Origin of the sequence: Enterobacter sp. BIDMC 27 (assembly GCF_000534415.1) — a bacterium.
Classification (GTDB): domain Bacteria; phylum Pseudomonadota; class Gammaproteobacteria; order Enterobacterales; family Enterobacteriaceae; genus Enterobacter; species Enterobacter hormaechei_C.
The window spans coordinates 142,139-157,472 of record NZ_KI973178.1; the positions used below are offsets into that span (position 1 = coordinate 142,139).

The following is a 15,334-nucleotide window of genomic DNA, read 5'->3' on the forward strand; positions in this document are numbered from 1 at the left end:
TAATGAAATCGTGCAGACCATTGACGAAACCGATGGTCTGACATAATTTGTTACCTGCAAAGGGGAGTAACTTCTTCGCCGGTGGATCGTCATTACGATGCGTGCAAAACCGCATCCGGTCGCCGGGCAACCTTCGTGGTTGTAAGTGAGACCTTGCCGGAAGGCGAGGTCTATGCATAAAAAGCTAACGGCTATCGTCTTCTGACCATGGCCGTTTTTGTTTTTTATGTGTAAGGAAAATAGTATGCATTCTGTCGGCACTCCAATGCTGTGGGGCGGATTCGCGGTTGTCGTGCTCATCATGCTGGCAATCGACCTCTTTTTGCAGGGTCGTCGCGGCGAGCACGGCATGAGCGTCAAGCAAGCCGCCGTCTGGTCGCTGGTATGGGTTACCCTCTCACTCCTCTTCTGCGCCGCCTTCTGGTGGTATCTGGCCTCAACCGAAGGCCGCGCGGTGGCCGATCCTCAGGCACTCGCCTTCCTCACCGGCTATCTGATTGAAAAAGCGCTGGCGGTTGATAACGTCTTCGTCTGGCTGATGCTGTTCAGCTACTTCGCCGTACCTGCGGCTCTGCAACGTCGCGTGCTGGTGTACGGTGTGCTGGGCGCTATTGTCCTGCGTACCATCATGATCTTCGCCGGTAGCTGGCTGATTACCCAGTTCGAATGGCTGCTGTATGTATTTGGCGCGTTCCTGCTGTTTACCGGGGTAAAAATGGCGCTGGCGAAAGAAGACGATACCGGTATCGGTGATAAGCCGCTGGTGAAGTGGATCCGGGGTCATCTGCGCATGACGGACAAGATCGAGAGCGAGCATTTCTTCGTGCGTAAGAACGGCCTGCTGTTCGCCACCCCGCTGTTGCTGGTGCTGATTCTGGTCGAACTGAGCGACGTGATTTTCGCGGTGGACAGTATCCCGGCTATCTTCGCGGTCACTACCGACCCGTTCATCGTGCTGACCTCAAACCTGTTCGCCATCCTCGGCCTGCGTGCGATGTACTTCCTGCTGGCGGGTGCGGCAGAGCGCTTCTCAATGCTGAAGTACGGTCTGTCGGTGATTCTGGTGTTTATCGGTATCAAGATGCTGATCGTCGATTTCTACCATATTCCGATCGCCATTTCGCTCGGCGTGGTGTTTGGCATTCTGCTGGTGACGCTGATTATCAATACCTGGGTTAACCGCCAGCACGATAAGAAGCAGCAGGCTTAGTGCAACGTTCGGTGCGGGCTGATGCCCTCACCCCAACCCTCTCCCACAGGGAGAGGGGGAAATGCAATGTAGGCCGGGTAAGCGTAGCGCCACCCGGCACTTTCGTTAACCAATAGTTAAAAAACATGACGCAGCACGTAAAATCCAGCATTTTACGCTTCCGCCTTTCGCTGCTTTCCCTGATACTCAACCAGGCAAACAAATACTTACATCCGGACACAAATGTGACCTAGAGCACATCAGGATGGAACGCAATTTCACTCAGGAATAACGTATGAGCACACAATCACGCGGTCTGTTCGCGCGCCTGGCGCAGGGCAGTCTTGTAAAACAAATTCTGGTCGGGTTGGTACTGGGTATTCTGCTGGCGATGGTGTCAAAACCTGCCGCGGAGGCCACGGGGCTGCTCGGGACGCTGTTTGTGGGCGCCCTGAAGGCCGTCGCCCCGGTACTGGTGCTGATGCTGGTGATGGCGTCGATTGCCAACCACCAGCACGGACAAAAAACCAACATTCGCCCTATTCTGTTCCTGTATCTGCTGGGAACCTTCTCTGCTGCCTTAACGGCCGTGGTGTTTAGCTTCCTGTTCCCGTCCACGCTGCACCTGACCAGCGCGGCCGGTGATATCACCCCGCCGTCCGGGATTGTGGAAGTCCTTCGCGGCCTGCTGATGAGCATGGTCTCTAACCCCATCACCGCACTGATGAGCGGAAACTACATTGGCATCCTGGTCTGGGCGATTGGTCTGGGCTTCGCGCTGCGTCACGGCAACGAGACCACGAAAAACCTGGTCAACGATTTGTCCAACGCCGTGACCTTTATGGTGAAGCTGGTGATTCGCTTTGCGCCAGTCGGGATCTTTGGTCTGGTTTCTTCGACGCTGGCCACCACCGGTTTCGATGCACTGTGGGGCTACGCGCAGCTGCTGGTCGTCCTGGTCGGCTGTATGCTGCTGGTGGCGCTGGTGATCAACCCGCTGCTGGTGTTCTGGCAGATCCGCCGCAACCCGTATCCGCTGGTGCTGACCTGCCTGCGTGAAAGCGGCGTGTATGCCTTCTTCACCCGCAGCTCGGCGGCAAACATTCCGGTCAACATGGCGCTGGCGGAGAAGCTGAATCTGGATCGCGATACCTATTCGGTGTCGATTCCTCTGGGTGCAACCGTGAACATGGCAGGTGCGGCGATCACCATCACCGTGCTGACGCTGGCGGCGGTGCATACGCTGGGCATTCCGGTGGATCTGCCGACCGCGCTGCTGCTGAGCGTCGTTGCATCACTGTGTGCCTGTGGCGCCTCCGGTGTGGCGGGCGGCTCGCTGCTGCTGATCCCGCTGGCCTGTAACATGTTCGGTATTCCGAACGAGATTGCCATGCAGGTTGTCGCGGTCGGCTTCATTATCGGCGTATTGCAGGATTCCTGCGAAACCGCGCTGAACTCCTCTACCGACGTGCTGTTTACCGCAGCGGCCTGTCAGGCGGAAGATGCACGTTTAGCGAAGAACGCCCTGCGCAGTTAAAAAGACAAGCCCGGTGGCGGCTACGCCTTACCGGGCCTACAGGATTTAGTAGGTCGGGTAAGCGCTAGCGCCACCCGACAAAGCACTTATAGCGTCACACCACTCTTAAAGATCGCCAGCTCGCGGAAGTCGTTCTTCTCGTTGCAGGTCTGCCTGCCGCTGGCAAATTCCACAATCGTGTCCACGAATTCGCTCAGCAGCTGCGGCATCGCTTTGCCGTGGATCAGCTGGCCGGCATCAAAGTCGATCCAGTGTTTTTTCTTCGCCGCCAGCTCGCTGTTAGTGGCGATTTTCACCGTTGGCACAAATCCGCCGTACGGCGTGCCGCGCCCGGTACTGAACAGCACCATGTGACAGCCCGCTCCCGCCAGCGCACTGGTGGCGACCGCATCGTTGCCCGGTGCGCTCAGCAGGTTCAGACCGTGCGTTTTCAGCCGTTCACCGTAGCGCAGCACGTCCACTACCTGGCTGGCGCCCGCTTTCTGGGTGCAGCCCAGGGATTTCTCTTCCAGCGTGGTGATCCCGCCCGCCTTGTTACCCGGCGACGGGTTCTCATAAATCGGCTGGTTATGGGCGATGAAGTACTGTTTGAAATCGTTGACCATGGTGACGGTCTTCTCAAAGGTCTCTTCGTCGCGGCAGTGGCTCATCAGAATGCGCTCTGCGCCGAACATCTCCGGCACTTCGGTCAGCACTGTCGTGCCACCGTTGGCAATCACGTAATCTGAGAAGCGGCCCAGCATCGGGTTAGCGGTAATGCCGGAAAGCCCGTCAGATCCGCCGCACTCCAGGCCAAACTTCAGTTCACTCAGCTTGCCCGGCTCGCGCTTGTCGTGACGCATCACCTCATACAGCTGGTGCAGCTGTTCAACGCCCGCTTCCACTTCGTCGTCCTGGTGCTGACACACCATAAAGTGCACGCGCTCAGGATCGAACTCGCCCAGCGTGTCGCGGAAGGCGTCGACCTGATTGTTTTCACAGCCGAGGCCAATCACCAGCACCGCCCCCGCGTTCGGGTGACGCACCATATTTTGCAGCATAGTGCGGGTATTGATGTGGTCGTCGCCCAGTTGGGAACAACCGTAGGTATGGCTGAACAGATGCACGCCGTCGGTGCCTTCAGCATTGTTGGTCTCTTTCAGGAAACGCGTCTGAATTTGACGCGCGATCCCGTTCACGCAGCCGACGGTCGGGAGGATCCACAGTTCATTGCGGATCCCCACCTCCCCGCTGACGCGGCGGTAGATCTGCACCTCACGATCGGCCGCCTGTCCTTCTTCTGCCTGGAAGTCAGGTTGATAGCTGTACTCGTCCAGATCGCTGAGATTGGTGCGGGTATTGTGGGAATGAATGTATTCACCCGGCGCAATATCCGCCAGCGCATGACCGATGGGCAAACCGTACTTCACCACGTTCTCCCCTTTCGCGATGGGGATCAGGGCAAACTTATGTCCACGTCCAATGGCCTGGCGTAACGTCACCGACTGGTTGTCGAAGGTCACTTCCGTCCCTTCGGCTAAATCGGCCAGCGCGACGGCAACGTTATCCAGCGAATGGATTTTGATGTATTGCATATCAACCTCAAACGGCCTTAGTTCAGTTCAATGGCGAAGTAGTCACGCGCATTGTTAAAGCAGATGTTTCTCACCATTTCGCCCAGCAGCTGGATATCCGCTGGCGCTTCGCCCGCGTGCACCCAGCGGCCAATCATCTGGCACAGAATGCGGCGGAAATATTCATGGCGGGTATAGGAGAGGAAACTGCGGCTGTCGGTCAGCATGCCAACGAAGCGGCTCAGCAGGCCGAGCTGCGCCAGCTGCGTCATCTGACGCTCCATGCCGTCTTTCTGATCGTTAAACCACCAGCCGGAACCGAACTGCATCTTGCCCGGCATCCCTTCGCCCTGGAAGTTGCCGATCATAGTGCCCAGCACTTCGTTATCGCGCGGGTTCAGGCAGTACAGAATGGTTTTTGGCAGCAGGTTTTGCTCGTTCTGTTTGCTCAGCAGTTTTGACAGCTCTTCCGCCATCGGACGGTCGTTGATGGAGTCAAAGCCTACGTCCGCGCCCAGCAGTTTGAACTGACGCTGGTTGTTATTACGCAGCGCGCCGATGTGATACTGCTGAACCCAGCCGCGACGGGCATATTCCGCACCGAGGAACACCAGCACCGCGGTTTTAAACTGCGCCACTTCGTGCTCGCTCAGGGCTTCGCCGGAGAGACGACGCGCCAGAATACTGTCCAGCTCAGCTTCACTGGATTCCGCGAACAGCACTACGTCCAGCGCGTGGTCAGACACTTTACAGCCGTGTGCGGCAAAGTGATCCAGACGTTTGGTCAGCGCGGTTTGCAGATCGCCAAAGCGACGAATGTCGGTATCCGAAACTTCCGCCAGCTTCGCCATGTAGTCGTTAAAGGTCGGCAGCTCGATGTTGAAGGCTTTATCCGGGCGCCAGCTTGGCAGCACTTTGATGTCAAACGTGCTGTCCTTCGCGACAACCGCGTGATGTTCCAGAGAGTCGACCGGATCGTCGGTGGTGCCCACCATCTTCACGTTCATCTGCTGCATGATGCCGCGCGCCGAGAAGCTATCCTGCGCCAGCAGTTCGTTGCACTGATCCCAGATTTCATCCGCCGTGGCGGGAGAAAGCAGCTTGCCGGTGATACCAAACGGACGACGCAGTTCGAGGTGCGTCCAGTGGTATAACGGGTTACCGATGGTGTGAGGAACGGTAGCGGCCCAGGCGTCAAACTTCTCGCGATCGGTCGCGTCGCCGGTACACAGGCGCTCGGCCACGCCGTTGGTGCGCATTGCGCGCCACTTATAGTGGTCACCCTTCAGCCAGATATCATACAGGTTTTTGAAACGGTAATTTTCGGCAACCTGCTGCGGCGGTAAATGGCAGTGGTAGTCGAAAATCGGCTGGTCTTTTGCGTAGTCGTGGTACAGGCGGCGAGCAAATTCGGTATCTAGCAGAAAATCGTCGGTCATAAACGGTGTCATTATCGTCTTCCTCATTACGGGAGCGTCAGAAAGCTTATGTTCAGATGCTGCAAAGTTATCACACCAATTTCCAGAGTCCGACGTTTTTTTCGTGAGTTAGATCAATAAACGTCGACAAATAAATTACCCTCAAAGGGGTAAACCCTCTCGCAGACCGCGCCAGTTCTGGCTTTGCGCACGCCGCATAATGTCCCTACAAAGATTCACACTTTTGTGATGTCACTCACCTTTTAAAGTTGTATGACAAGTTATCTTTTCGCCGTCGCAAACTATAAGCCGACGGAATGCATTACCGGTGTTTGATACATCGGATTTAACGGTACGGAAGCCGACTTAGCACGATTACTTATGGCAAGGTTCGGGCCGTTCCGGGACAGGTTCCCGGTTACGCCCCTCCCGTTACAGAACAGCTCCCGGCAACGGTTGAGTTGTTGCCGTGTCCCGACACGGAAATAACATAACGATGAGGTTTTACATGCGTAAAATTAAAGGGTTACGTTGGTACATGATCGCACTGGTGACGCTCGGCACCGTGCTGGGCTACCTGACACGTAACACCGTGGCAGCAGCGGCGCCAACGTTGATGGAAGAGTTACATATCTCCACGCAGCAATACTCTTACATCATTGCGGCTTACTCTGCCGCTTACACCGTAATGCAGCCTGTTGCAGGTTATGTTCTTGATATTCTGGGTACAAAAATTGGTTATGCCTTCTTCGCTGTAGCCTGGGCCGTCTTCTGTGGGGCGACCGCGCTGGCCGGCAGTTGGGGCGGACTGGCGCTGGCGCGTGGTGCGGTAGGTGCTGCCGAAGCAGCGATGATCCCCGCGGGTCTGAAAGCCAGCTCTGAATGGTTCCCGGCAAAAGAGCGTTCAATCGCTGTCGGTTACTTCAACGTGGGCTCCTCCATCGGGGCGATGATTGCTCCGCCACTGGTGGTGTGGGCGATTGTGATGCACAGCTGGCAGATGGCGTTCATCATCTCCGGTGTGCTGAGCTTTGCCTGGGCCATGGCGTGGCTGATCTTCTATAAACACCCACGCGATCAGAAAAAGCTGTCTGACGAAGAACGTGACTACATTATCAATGGTCAGGAATCTCAGCATCAGACCGACAACGGCAAAAAGATGTCCGTCTGGCAGATCCTGGGCACCCGTCAGTTCTGGGGTATCGCCCTGCCACGCTTCCTGGCAGAACCGGCCTGGGGTACGTTTAACGCCTGGATCCCGCTGTTCATGTTTAAAGTTTACGGCTTTAACCTGAAAGAGATCGCGATGTTCGCCTGGATGCCAATGCTGTTTGCAGACCTGGGCTGTATCGTCGGCGGCTACCTGCCACCGCTGTTCCAGCGCTGGTTTGGCGTGAACCTGATTGTGTCCCGTAAGATGGTGGTCACCATGGGCGCCCTGCTGATGATCGGCCCGGGCATGATCGGCCTGTTCACCAGCCCTTACGTGGCTATCGCCCTGCTGTGTATCGGGGGCTTTGCTCACCAGTCTCTGTCCGGTGCGCTGATTACGCTCTCGTCCGACGTGTTTGGTCGTAACGAAGTCGCTACCGCCAACGGCCTGACCGGGATGGCCGCCTGGACCGCAAGTACCCTGTTTGCGCTGGTGGTCGGCGCGCTGGCAGATACGATTGGTTTCAGCCCGCTGTTCGCGGTACTGGCTATCTTCGACCTGATGGGTGCGGTGGTTATCTGGACGGTGCTGAAGAGCAAATCCGCCGATGAACTGGCGAAAGAGTCCCTTGGGGGACCGGCGACGCAGAGTTAGCGTTGTTGTGCCGGGTGGCGGCTACGCCTTACCCGGCCTACAAAACCCATAGGCCCGCGCAAGCGAAGCGCACCCGGCAAAATCTTCTCAAAAGCCGCCTCCGGGCGGCTTTTTTCATGGTGAAATCTGGAGAGTGGCACGCAAAAGTGGTATAACAAATCATTCGCCGTACCCTGCCTGGAGCGCATATGGAAATCACCGAATCACGTCGTTTATATCAACAACTTGCCGCCGAGCTGAAAGATCGCATCGAGCAAGGGGTCTATCTTGTCGGTGATAAACTTCCCGCTGAGCGTTTCATTGCGGATGAAAAAAGCGTCAGCCGCACGGTGGTCCGCGAAGCCATCATCATGCTGGAAGTGGAAGGGTATGTTGAGGTACGCAAAGGTTCCGGCATTCATGTGATTTCCAGCCAGGCGAAACACTCCCCCACCCCGGACGAAAGTCTGGAGTTTGCCAGCTACGGTCCGTTTGAGCTTCTCCAGGCTCGCCAGCTGATTGAAAGCAACATTGCGGAATTTGCTGCGACGCAGGTGACCAAGCAGGACATCATGAAGCTGATGGAAATCCAGGATCATGCGCGTAAAGAAAAATGTTTCCGCGATTCCGAATGGGACCTGCAATTCCACGTCCAGGTCGCCCTTGCGACTCAGAACACGGCGCTGGCGGCAATCGTTGAAAAAATGTGGACTCAGCGCGTTCACAACCCGTACTGGAAGAAATTGCACGATCACATTGATTCCCGTACGGTAGATAACTGGTGTGATGACCACGACCAGATTCTTAAGGCTCTGATTCGTAAAGATCCGCATGCGGCGAAACTGGCAATGTGGCAGCACCTGGAGAACACCAAACAGATGCTGTTTAATGAAACAAGTGATGACTTTGAATTTAACGCAGACCGCTATCTTTTTGCCGATAATCCGGTCGTTCACCTCGATACCGCGACCAATCTCGCAAAATAATCCCCCGAACGGCTGGCAGGCGCACCGCCGCGCCTTCCGGCCAGACAGGGTAAGAAAACCTCTATAGTGTCAGCCTTTGTAAAATATCTCGCTCCCCTCCGTGGCTTACGCCAAAATCGTGTTTCCCCTCAAATTCTGTGACGCAGAACGTCGGGCTTTGTTACAATTGGATTCACTTCGTTATTTTGTAAGTTAGTGCTTGCTAACCAGCCAATTAACAGGGAACAGTGTTGGCCACACATCAATGTGTCCGCGAGCGACCATAATGAAATCATAACAATGTCGCCGTGCTGTTTTCCCGAATGACAGGCGTGACGTTAACCGATTTCCAGGAACACTGAATGGAACTTTTGACCCAACTACTGAACGCCCTCTGGGCTCAGGATTTCGAAACGCTGGCCAACCCGTCCATGATTGGCATGCTCTACTTTGTGTTATTTATGATCCTGTTCCTTGAGAACGGTCTGCTGCCTGCTGCCTTTTTACCCGGCGACAGCCTGCTGGTGCTGGTCGGGGTGCTCTGTGCAAAAGGGGCGATGGCTTTCCCGCAAACGGTCCTGCTTTTGACCATTGCCGCCAGCCTGGGCTGCTGGGTGAGTTACATTCAGGGGCGATGGCTGGGTAACACGCGAATCGTTCAGAACTGGCTTTCGCACCTTCCGGCCCATTACCACCAGCGAGCGCACCACCTTTTCCATAAGCATGGGCTTTCCGCCTTACTGATCGGCCGCTTTATCGCATTCGTACGCACCCTGCTGCCCACCATTGCGGGCTTGTCCGGCCTGAGCAGTACGCGCTTCCAGTTCTTTAACTGGATGAGCGGCTTGCTGTGGGTGCTGATCCTGACCACGCTCGGCTACGCGCTGGGTAAAACGCCGGTCTTTATGAAATATGAAGATCAGCTGATGTCTTGCCTGATGCTACTGCCCGTCGTTCTGCTGGTGTTTGGCCTGGTCGGGTCCCTGGTCGTACTGTGGAAGAAGAAATACGGAGCCAGGGGTTAACGATGGTTATCTCCCCGCTCGCGCTGCGCCGCTTCTCTTACGCTATCGTCGCGCTGATGATGTTCAGCGCTCTTATCCTGCTGTGGTCTGCGCTACAGCATCAGGAGTCGACGCTGGCTATCCGTCCTGTGAGCCAGGGAACCAGCGTGCCGGATGGTTTTTCCATCTGGCATCATCTGGACGCAAACGGGATCCGCTTTAAGAGCATCACGCCGCAAGACGATGTGCTGCTGATAAAATTTGACTCAAGTGCGCAAAGCGCCGCGGCGAAAGCCGTGCTGGACCGCACGCTGCCGCAGGGTTACATCATTGCGCAACAGGATGATGACAGCCACGTAGCCTCCTGGATGTCACGGTTACGCGACACGTCGCATCGATTTGGTTAACGACTAAGATTCCGAATATTTTCACCTACTTTGGTGAAACTCCCGTTTACTTACTATGCTTAAGTACGCGGAGCACCCCTCAGATGTTCTCCGCATAGTTCTGGAACACGGCTTACGCCGTAACACAATGGAAGGTTTCTATAATGAAATACCGCATCACTCTGGCTCTGGCCCTTTTTTCTTTAAGCACAGCTTCCTTCGCTATGTCTCTTTGTCAGGAGAAAGAACAGGATATCCAACGCGAAATCAGTTATGCCGAAAAGCATAACAATCAGCACCGGATCGACGGGCTGAAAAAAGCGTTGAGCGAAGTGAAAGACAACTGTACGGACAGCAAGCTGCGTGCCGATCATCAGGAAAAAATCGCTGAACAGAAGGACGAGATAGCCGAGCGCCGTCAAGACCTACAGGAAGCGAAAGAGAAAGGTGACGCGGAAAAAATTGCCAAGCGCGAGAGGAAGTTGCAAGAGGCGCAGGACGAACTGAAAGCGCTGGAAGCTCGCGATTATTGAGTTAACGGAAATCTCAACAGGAGAGAATCATGTCAAAAGATACAACTTCAGAAAATCTGCGCGCTGAACTGAAATCCCTGGCGGACACCCTGGAAGAGGTGCTGAACTCTTCTGCGGATAAATCGAAAGAAGAAGTAAGTAAACTGCGCAGCAAAGCGGAGCAGGCACTGAAAGAGAGCCGTTACCGTCTGGGCGAAACCGGTGATGCGCTGGCGAAACAGACCCGCGAAGCGGCAGCGCGCGCAGACGAATATGTACGTGATAATCCATGGACGGGTGTAGGTATTGGCGCCGCAGTGGGTGTGGTGCTGGGTGTCCTGCTGACGCGTCGTTGATTATGGAAGATCCACGTCACGCACAAGGGCCTGCTAAAAACGTCCTCGGCATCGGCCAGCGTATTCTTACGACGCTGGTCGGGATTGCCGAAACGCGCGTCCGGCTTGCGGTAGTGGAGCTGGAAGAGGAGAAAGCCAACCTCTTCCAGATGCTGCTCATGCTTGGGCTTACGATGCTCTTTGCCGCGTTTGGTCTGATGAGCCTGATGGTGTTAATCATCTGGGCTATCGATCCACAGTATCGTCTGAACGCGATGATTGCGACTACCGTGGTTCTGCTGGTGGCGGCGCTGATAGGCGGTATCTGGACCCTGCATAAAGCGCGCACGTCGACCTTCCTGCGCCATACGCGCCAGGAGCTGGCCAACGACCGCGCCCTGCTGGAGGATGATAAGTCGTGAGCGACAAAGCCGAACGTCAAAAGCGGAAAGCGTATCTGTTGAGCCAAATCCAGCAGCAGCGGCTGGATTTGTCTGCCAGCCGTCGAGATTGGGTTGAAGCCACGCATCGGTTTGACCGCGGCTGGAACACGGTCCTGAGCCTGCGCTCATGGGCGCTGGTCGGCAGCAGCGTGATGGCGATCTGGTCGGTTCGGCATCCTAACATGCTGATCCGCTGGGCACGCCGCGGCTTTGGCGCCTGGAGCGCCTGGCGTCTGGTGAAAACCACGCTGCGACAACAGCAGTTGCGCTAGCCTTCTTGCCGGGTGACGCTGCGCTTACCCGGCCTACGATTGCGTGTAGGCCGGGTAAGGCGTAGCCGCCACCCGGCAAAACCCCCTCCCTTACTCAATATCTTTGAAGAAGATTAACAGTTTTCCTTGCTAACATTTGCCATCCGCCCCGTTTACACTCCTCTCCATCGACAGCAAAGACGCGGTATCTACCCGAATTTGCACGCAAATAACGTTTAGCCGCTGATGTGGTTTCCTGGAGAGTAAAATGAAAAAATTAGAAGATGTTGGTGTACTGGTAGCGCGTATTCTGATGCCTGTTCTGTTCATCACCGCAGGCTGGGGCAAAATTACCGGCTATGCGGGCACTCAGCAGTATATGGAAGCGATGGGCGTGCCGGGGTTCCTGCTGCCACTGACCATTCTGCTTGAGTTCGGCGGCGGCCTGGCAGTGCTGTTCGGTTTCCTGACCCGCACCACGGCGCTGTTCACCGCAGGCTTTACCCTGCTGACCGCGTTCATCTTCCACAGCAACTTTGCGGAAGGCGTGAACTCCCTGATGTTCATGAAAAACCTGACCATCGCGGGTGGCTTCCTGCTGCTGGCTATCACGGGCCCGGGCGCCTACAGCATCGACCGTCTTCTGAATAAGAAGTGGTAAGCAGGCTATACTGATTACATTCAAAGCGAGGAGAAATCTCCTCGCTTTTGCTATCTGACGGAGGAGTAAAAAATGGGACAACTCGTAGACGGCGTCTGGCAGGATGTCTGGTATGACACCAAATCCACCGGTGGACGCTTTAAGCGCTCTGTTTCGGCCTTCCGTAACTGGCTGACCGCCGACGGCGCACCCGGCCCGAGTGGCGAAGGGGGCTTTGCGGCGGAAAAAGATCGTTATCATCTGTATGTTTCTCTCGCCTGTCCGTGGGCGCACCGCACGCTGATTGTGCGCAAACTTAAAGGTCTCGAATCGTTAATTCCGGTTTCGGTGGTTAACCCGCTGATGCTGGAAAACGGCTGGACGTTCGACAGTGACTTCCCGGCCGCGACGGGTGATGAGCTTTATCATCACGATTTCCTGTATCAGCTCTATCTGCGCGCCGATCCGCACTACACCGGACGCGTAACGGTGCCTGTGCTGTGGGACAAGAAAAACCAGACGATCGTCAGCAATGAATCCGCTGAAATCATTCGCATGTTCAATACCGCGTTTGACGCGCACGGTGCCCGCGCCGGGGATTACTACCCGGTTGAGCTGCGCGAGAAAATTGACGAGCTGAACGGCTGGATCTACGACAACGTCAACAACGGCGTCTACAAAGCGGGCTTTGCCACCAGTCAGGAAGCGTACGACGAAGCGGTCGGCAACGTGTTTGGATCCCTGGAGCGCCTGGAGCAGATCCTCGGCCAGCATCGTTATTTAACGGGCGATCGCCTCACCGAAGCAGACATCCGCCTGTGGACGACGCTGATCCGCTTTGATCCGGTGTATGTCACCCACTTCAAGTGCGACAAGCATCGCATCAGTGATTACCTGAACCTGCACGGTTTCCTGCGCGACATCTATCAGATGCCGGGGATTGCGGAGACGGTCAATTTTGACCATATTCGCACCCACTATTTCCGCAGTCATAAGACCATCAACCCAACGGGCATTATCTCCATTGGCCCGTGGCAGGACCTGGATGAACCGCACGGGCGCGACGTGCGTTTCGGATAATTATTTAGGGAATCAATTGATTCCCTTTTTTAATTCACAGCATACATCTATCCTTACCTCGATCGCTTAGAAAACAAGTGATTGACTGATTAAGAGGCAAGGAAAAATGGACTGGTATTTAAAAGTACTGCGCAACTACGTTGGATTTGGTGGCCGTGCCCGCCGTAAAGAGTACTGGATGTTCGTTCTGGTGAACTTCGTCCTGATTATGGTGCTGGGCATTGTGGACAAGATCCTCGGCTGGGAACGCGAGGGGGGTGAAGGCATTCTCACCACCATTTATGGTGTGTTAGTTCTGCTGCCTTCATGGGCCGTACTGTTTCGTCGTCTCCACGACACCGATCGTTCGGCGTGGTGGCTGCTGTTGCTGTTGATCCCGCTTATCGGCTGGATCGTGATTTTGATTTTCAACTGTCAGAGCGGGACGCCGGGCGAAAACCGCTTTGGTCCGGATCCTAAGGCAAGCGCGTAAATTCTGCCCGGTGGCGCTTACGCTTACCGGGCCTACGCTTATTTGTTGTGGTGGGCAAAGAGCTTTGGAATTTCACGCAAACACCACGATTTGGCTTCGCCCATGCTGTCGCGACGCCACGCCATAATGATATCCACTTCGCTGGTGTATTCCGGGCTGACGACGCGCAGCCGCCCTTCTGCAATGTCCTTTTCGACAAACGGGTACGGCATAGTCGCCACGCCCAGCCCCGCCAGGAGCGCCTGTCGCTTATCTTCCAGCGACGTTACCGTCAGTCGCGGCTGTTTATCCAGCAACTGTACCGTTAACACCGGGCGCTCTCGGGCGGTATCCGCGACCGCCACGCCGCGGTATTTCACGCGCGTGACCTCAGAGAGCGGCTCCGGCTCCTGATGGATAGGGTGATCCGGGGCTGCGACGTAGACGTTCATCACGCTGTACAGTTTGCGCGAATTGATTTCTGACGATGAGCGGAAATGCATGTCCGGCGCAATCACGATATCCGCCCTGCCCGTCTCAAGACGCTCCCACGCCCCGGCCAGCACCTCGGTGATGATCGACAGCTGGGTATTGGCTTTCGCGGCCAGTCTGTCCACCAGCGGGAACAGCGCCTCGGTGGGCACCAGCGCTTCGGTCACCAGCGTCAGATGGGTTTCCCAGCCGCGGGCCAGCGCTTCGGCATCGGTCGTCAGCTTATCCGCCGCTTCCAGCAATACGCGGCCGCGCTCCAGCAGCATCCGCCCAACGTTGGTGAATTTTGTTCGATGACCGGAACGGTCAAAGAGCACCACATCCAGCTCCTCTTCCAGCTTTTGCATGGTATAGCTCAGGGCAGACGGAACGCGCCCCAGTTCATCTGCCGCCGCGGCAAAACTGCCGCGCCTGTCAATCGCGTCCATGACGCGAAGCGCCTCAAGCGTCAATGCTCTCTCTTTAGCCATCTCGTTCTCATTCAGGAAATTTGAACATACCAGGCAGAATATCTGGCTAACAATGCAGCGTCCATACCTTTACCATTGATTTAGTGTAAAGAGAGGTCAAGTTTATGATTACGACAAGAACAGCGAAACAGTGCGGACAAGCCGATTTCGGTTGGTTGCAGGCCCGCTACACCTTTTCCTTTGGACACTACTTTGACCCTAAACTCCTCGGTTACGCTTCACTGCGCGTATTGAATCAGGAAATGCTCGCCCCGGGCGCGTCCTTCCAGCCGCGCACGTACCCTAAAGTCGATATCCTGAACCTGATCCTGGAAGGCGAGGCAGAATACCGCGATAGCGAGGGCAATCATGTCCAGGCAAAGGCTGGCGAGGCGCTGTTAATTTCCACGCAGCCAGGTATTAGCTACAGCGAGCATAACCTCAGCAAAGATAAAACGCTGACCCGCATGCAGCTGTGGCTGGATGCCTGTCCGGAGCGGGAAAATCCGCTGGTGCAAAAAATCGATCTGAAGGGCGGTAAACAGCAGCTGATTGCCTCGCCAGACGGCAGCAAAGGCAGCTTGCAGTTGCGCCAGCAGGTGTGGCTGCACCATATCGAACTGAAAAAAGGTGAACAGGCGAGCTTCCAGCTTCATGGCCCGCGTGCCTATTTGCAGTCCATTCACGGAACGGTGCATGCGGTCACGCATACGGAAGAGAAAGAAGCGCTCACCTGCGGTGACGGGGCGTTTATTCGTGACGAAGCGAATATCACCCTGGTTGCCGATACGCCGCTGCGCGCGCTGCTGATTGATTTGCCGGTTTAAGATCAACACGCCCCCT

General features: G+C 55.7%; 17 protein-coding genes. 14 read left to right on the forward strand and 3 right to left on the reverse strand.

The genetic code is table 11. From position 1 onward, the window contains the following. Positions 1-244 precede the first annotated feature (244 nt). Together L463_RS21775 and sstT are read left to right on the forward strand one after the other, a co-directional pair. Positions 245-1,210: a TerC family protein gene (locus L463_RS21775; protein ID WP_017382424.1), complete on the forward strand. Its 966-nt coding sequence runs from the start codon at positions 245-247 to the stop codon at positions 1,208-1,210. 274 nt (positions 1,211-1,484) lie between these two features. Then, complete coding sequence (gene sstT, locus L463_RS21770) at positions 1,485-2,726, forward strand: serine/threonine transporter SstT (RefSeq protein ID WP_003862628.1); 1,242 nt, start codon at positions 1,485-1,487, stop codon at positions 2,724-2,726. An 86-nt stretch (positions 2,727-2,812) separates the two neighbouring features. Here the strand turns inward: sstT and L463_RS21765 are convergent, their stop codons facing one another. Together L463_RS21765 and uxaC are read right to left on the reverse strand one after the other, a co-directional pair. Then, the gene (locus L463_RS21765) at positions 2,813-4,300 is read right to left on the reverse strand and encodes a UxaA family hydrolase (protein ID WP_032104138.1); all 1,488 of its coding nucleotides are present in this window, start codon (positions 4,298-4,300) and stop codon (positions 2,813-2,815) included. Between the two features lie 17 nt (positions 4,301-4,317). Continuing rightward, complete coding sequence (gene uxaC, locus L463_RS21760) at positions 4,318-5,730, reverse strand: glucuronate isomerase (protein WP_017382427.1); 1,413 nt, start codon at positions 5,728-5,730, stop codon at positions 4,318-4,320. A 475-nt stretch (positions 5,731-6,205) separates the two neighbouring features. Here uxaC and L463_RS21755 point away from each other — a divergent pair, with 475 nt between their 5' ends. The 11 genes from L463_RS21755 to L463_RS21705 all read left to right on the forward strand — a co-directional run bounded on the left by L463_RS21755 (position 6,206) and on the right by L463_RS21705 (position 13,571). Next, on the forward strand, positions 6,206-7,504 hold the full coding sequence (locus L463_RS21755; protein WP_015571942.1) for an MFS transporter: 1,299 nt from the start codon (positions 6,206-6,208) through the stop codon (positions 7,502-7,504). 188 nt (positions 7,505-7,692) lie between these two features. After that, on the forward strand, positions 7,693-8,469 hold the full coding sequence (gene exuR / locus L463_RS21750) for a transcriptional regulator ExuR (RefSeq protein WP_003862635.1): 777 nt from the start codon (positions 7,693-7,695) through the stop codon (positions 8,467-8,469). 341 nt (positions 8,470-8,810) lie between these two features. Further along, positions 8,811-9,473 (forward strand): DedA family general envelope maintenance protein YqjA, encoded by a 663-nt coding sequence (gene yqjA / locus L463_RS21745; protein ID WP_003862638.1) that lies wholly within the window; start codon positions 8,811-8,813, stop codon positions 9,471-9,473. A 2-nt stretch (positions 9,474-9,475) separates the two neighbouring features. After that, positions 9,476-9,859 carry an EnvZ/OmpR regulon moderator MzrA gene (mzrA, locus tag L463_RS21740; RefSeq protein WP_003862640.1) on the forward strand — a complete coding sequence of 128 codons (384 nt, stop codon included), beginning with the start codon at positions 9,476-9,478 and terminating at the stop codon, positions 9,857-9,859. Positions 9,860-10,002: 143 nt separating this feature from the next. Then, on the forward strand, positions 10,003-10,371 hold the full coding sequence (locus tag L463_RS21735) for a DUF1090 domain-containing protein (RefSeq protein WP_017382428.1): 369 nt from the start codon (positions 10,003-10,005) through the stop codon (positions 10,369-10,371). 29 nt (positions 10,372-10,400) lie between these two features. Beyond that, the gene (locus L463_RS21730) at positions 10,401-10,706 is read left to right on the forward strand and encodes an ElaB/YgaM/YqjD family protein (protein WP_003862645.1); all 306 of its coding nucleotides are present in this window, start codon (positions 10,401-10,403) and stop codon (positions 10,704-10,706) included. 2 nt (positions 10,707-10,708) lie between these two features. Continuing rightward, positions 10,709-11,107, forward strand: coding sequence for a phage holin family protein (locus L463_RS21725; protein WP_003862647.1), 399 nt, complete (start codon positions 10,709-10,711; stop codon positions 11,105-11,107). Then, positions 11,104-11,400: a YqjK-like family protein gene (locus L463_RS21720; protein WP_003862649.1), complete on the forward strand. Its 297-nt coding sequence runs from the start codon at positions 11,104-11,106 to the stop codon at positions 11,398-11,400. The genes L463_RS21725 and L463_RS21720 overlap by 4 nt, the downstream gene beginning before the upstream one ends. Positions 11,401-11,647: 247 nt before the next feature. After that, entirely contained in the window at positions 11,648-12,040 is a 393-nt protein-coding gene (locus L463_RS21715) for a DoxX family protein (RefSeq protein ID WP_006812075.1), read from the forward strand. 72 nt (positions 12,041-12,112) lie between these two features. Next, a complete protein-coding gene (locus L463_RS21710; protein WP_003862653.1) occupies positions 12,113-13,099 on the forward strand; it encodes a glutathione S-transferase family protein in 987 nt (328 codons plus the stop codon). Between the two features lie 106 nt (positions 13,100-13,205). After that, a complete protein-coding gene (locus tag L463_RS21705) occupies positions 13,206-13,571 on the forward strand; it encodes a DUF805 domain-containing protein (RefSeq protein ID WP_015571946.1) in 366 nt (121 codons plus the stop codon). A 38-nt stretch (positions 13,572-13,609) separates the two neighbouring features. Here L463_RS21705 and yhaJ read toward each other — a convergent pair whose 3' ends face one another. Then, positions 13,610-14,512 carry a DNA-binding transcriptional regulator YhaJ gene (gene yhaJ, locus L463_RS21700; protein ID WP_003862655.1) on the reverse strand — a complete coding sequence of 301 codons (903 nt, stop codon included), beginning with the start codon at positions 14,510-14,512 and terminating at the stop codon, positions 13,610-13,612. 104 nt (positions 14,513-14,616) lie between these two features. On the opposite strand from yhaJ, the gene L463_RS21695 reads away from it, so the two are divergent. Then, the gene (locus tag L463_RS21695) at positions 14,617-15,318 is read left to right on the forward strand and encodes a pirin family protein (protein WP_032104136.1); all 702 of its coding nucleotides are present in this window, start codon (positions 14,617-14,619) and stop codon (positions 15,316-15,318) included. Positions 15,319-15,334: the final 16 nt, after the last annotated feature.